The sequence below is a fragment of the Mycobacterium sp. E3298 genome (assembly GCF_001666895.1).
Taxonomy (GTDB): Bacteria; Actinomycetota; Actinomycetes; order Mycobacteriales; family Mycobacteriaceae; genus Mycobacterium.
Map to the genome: position 1 here is coordinate 1 of NZ_LZJB01000181.1, position 2,165 is coordinate 2,165.

A 2,165-nucleotide genomic window follows, 5' to 3' on the forward strand; every position below is an offset into this window, starting at 1 on the left:
GCGCCCGCGCGCTAGATTCGCCGCCGGGCCCCCATAGCCCAATTGGCAGAGGCAGCGGACTTAAAATCCGCCCAGTGTCGGTTCGAGTCCGACTGGGGGCACCGGTGAATTGAATAGCACCCGGGGACCGAATCACCGAGGCAACCGATAGCGGACTCGGAAGGCGACCGGAACGCGCCGGCAACCGGCGATCAGCTCACGCAGCCCGGGCAGGGTCCCGGGTCACCCTCGATGACCATCGGCCTGACCTGGCGGTTGAGCCCTCCGTTGGTCACCCACGCCGGCGAGTTGGCGGAAATCTGTCCGATCATGAACCGGTGCCAGGCATTCATGTCCCAGTTGGGCGTCCCCGCCGACGCCATCGGTAGCGGCATGCCGGGACACCACTGGTAGCTGCAGGCCATCCCATTACAGATCGGGTCGGGGTAGGTGAATGCCGCGGCGGGCGGGGCTGCCAGGAACGCCGACGCGAACGCGGCGACCGCGGCCATGACAGCACCGGCGATGAGGCGACGCGGGCGCGGGTGTGGTCAAGGAGTCGTCACGGTTTCCCCTCGTCGATCGGTGGCGATGTCACGCGGTGACCCAAGTCTTGCGGCGGCGCCCACGGCCGCGCATGAGGTGATCGCCTCATTTTGGTGACGACACGTCAACGAATTGGGATCGGTAGTCCGTGCGCCTCCATTTACTTGTCGCACGCGCCGCCACCAGGTGGCGCGTCCCCTGTAGGACTCGGCACGAAACGAAAGGAGCCGGCCATCAACACCAACGTCGCTATCCATCACGCAGCCCCTTCGACTTCTCGTAAAACTCGCGTGGCCGGCCTCTACGCATTGAAGCCGTGGTTCACCAAGAGGCTGGCCCCGATCGTCCACATCGCGGTGGCTCGTCGAGTGTCTCCCGACGTCTTCACCGCGGCGGGTGTCGCGGCGGCGGGCGCTGCGGGAACCGCCATCGCGTTCGGATGGTGGCCGCTGGCGGCGGTCTTCATGGTGATGCGCCTGGCGGGCGCCAACCTCGACGGGGCGGTCGCTCGAGCTCGTGGGGTGAGCCGGCCATGGGGCTTCGTCGTCAACGAAGTCGGCGACCGCGCCGCCGATCTGCTCGCCTTCGGCGGCTTGGTGGTCTGGGCGGCGCGGCAGCACGGCCCCGGACTGAACTGGCTGTCCTGGCCGGTGCTTCAGGTCCTGCTGGCGGCGCTGGCCGCCACACTGCCGACCTTCGCATCGCTGGCCGTTGCCGCTGCAGGCCTCACGCGGCGGAACGGCGGACCGCTCGGCAAGACCGAACGCTGCCTGTTCCTGGTGCTGGCCACCGCATTCCCCGTGATCATGCCCGTCCTGCTGGTGCAGTTGGTGAACGGATCACTGCTCACGACCATTCTGCGGTTGCGGGCCGCGCATCGCGAACTGAAGGCGCAGCGCGTGCCGGACTTCGTTCCCCGCGATCTGCAGATCGAAGCGACTGTGCCTGTCGCGCTGTACGAGCACTTTGATGCGATCACGCAACCGGTTACCGCGGCTCACCTCTCCAATGCCGTCACGCTGCCCATGACGCTGGTGGCGGCATGACCACCGGCCGGATTGCGAGCGTGCTTCGGCACCGGCTCTGGCGGACGGTATGTGCCGTCTCGGGCGGGCTGACCGTGACCGGGCGTTGGAACGCCAAGGGCGGCTGTGTCGTCGTCGCCAACCACACCTCCCACGCGGACACCGCGGTGCTGGTGGCGGCGGTGCCGTCCGCGGCTCGTCCTGTCTTCGGCGCGGCGGCCGACTACTGGTTCGACGTGCCGGTGCGACGCTTCATCGCGACCTCGCTGATCGGGATACTGCCGGTGCGACGCTCGGGCGACGGCAACTACGACGCGCTGCTCGCGGCCGCCGGCCCCGCGCTTCGCGCGGGACGGACCGTCGTCATCTACCCCGAGGGAACGCGATCGACAGACGGTGTGATTGGCGAATTTCGTTTCGGCGCAGTACGTCTGGCGCGAGACTGTGGCGTGCCGATCGTTCCCGTAGCGATCGTGGGGACTGCCGACGTCCTGCCGAAGGACGGAAGCTTCACGCCCGGCCCGATGGAGGTACGCCTCGGTACGCCCGTCGATCCCCACACCACCTCCGCACCGCAACTGCGGTCGCAGGTGCTGGCGCTGCGGGGCGACGTCG

3 protein-coding genes and 1 tRNA gene are annotated in these 2,165 nt (G+C 68.2%); 3 read left to right on the forward strand and 1 reads right to left on the reverse strand.

The window, feature by feature from the left end; all coding sequences use genetic code 11:
- The first annotated feature begins 27 nt into the window (after positions 1–27).
- Positions 28–101 (forward strand) — tRNA-Leu (locus A9X05_RS08555).
- Positions 102–191: 90 nt separating this feature from the next.
- Here A9X05_RS08555 and A9X05_RS08560 read toward each other — a convergent pair.
- A complete protein-coding gene (locus A9X05_RS08560; RefSeq protein WP_067780616.1) occupies positions 192–491 on the reverse strand; it encodes a hypothetical protein in 300 nt (99 codons plus the stop codon).
- Between the two features lie 324 nt (positions 492–815).
- Between A9X05_RS08560 and A9X05_RS08565 the strand changes: the two genes are divergently transcribed.
- A complete protein-coding gene (locus tag A9X05_RS08565) occupies positions 816–1,571 on the forward strand; it encodes a CDP-alcohol phosphatidyltransferase family protein (protein ID WP_082970916.1) in 756 nt (251 codons plus the stop codon).
- Positions 1,568–2,165 (forward strand): 1-acyl-sn-glycerol-3-phosphate acyltransferase (locus A9X05_RS08570; protein WP_067780619.1); only part of this gene is annotated, 598 nt, incomplete at its 3' end. The genes A9X05_RS08565 and A9X05_RS08570, both read left to right, overlap by 4 nt.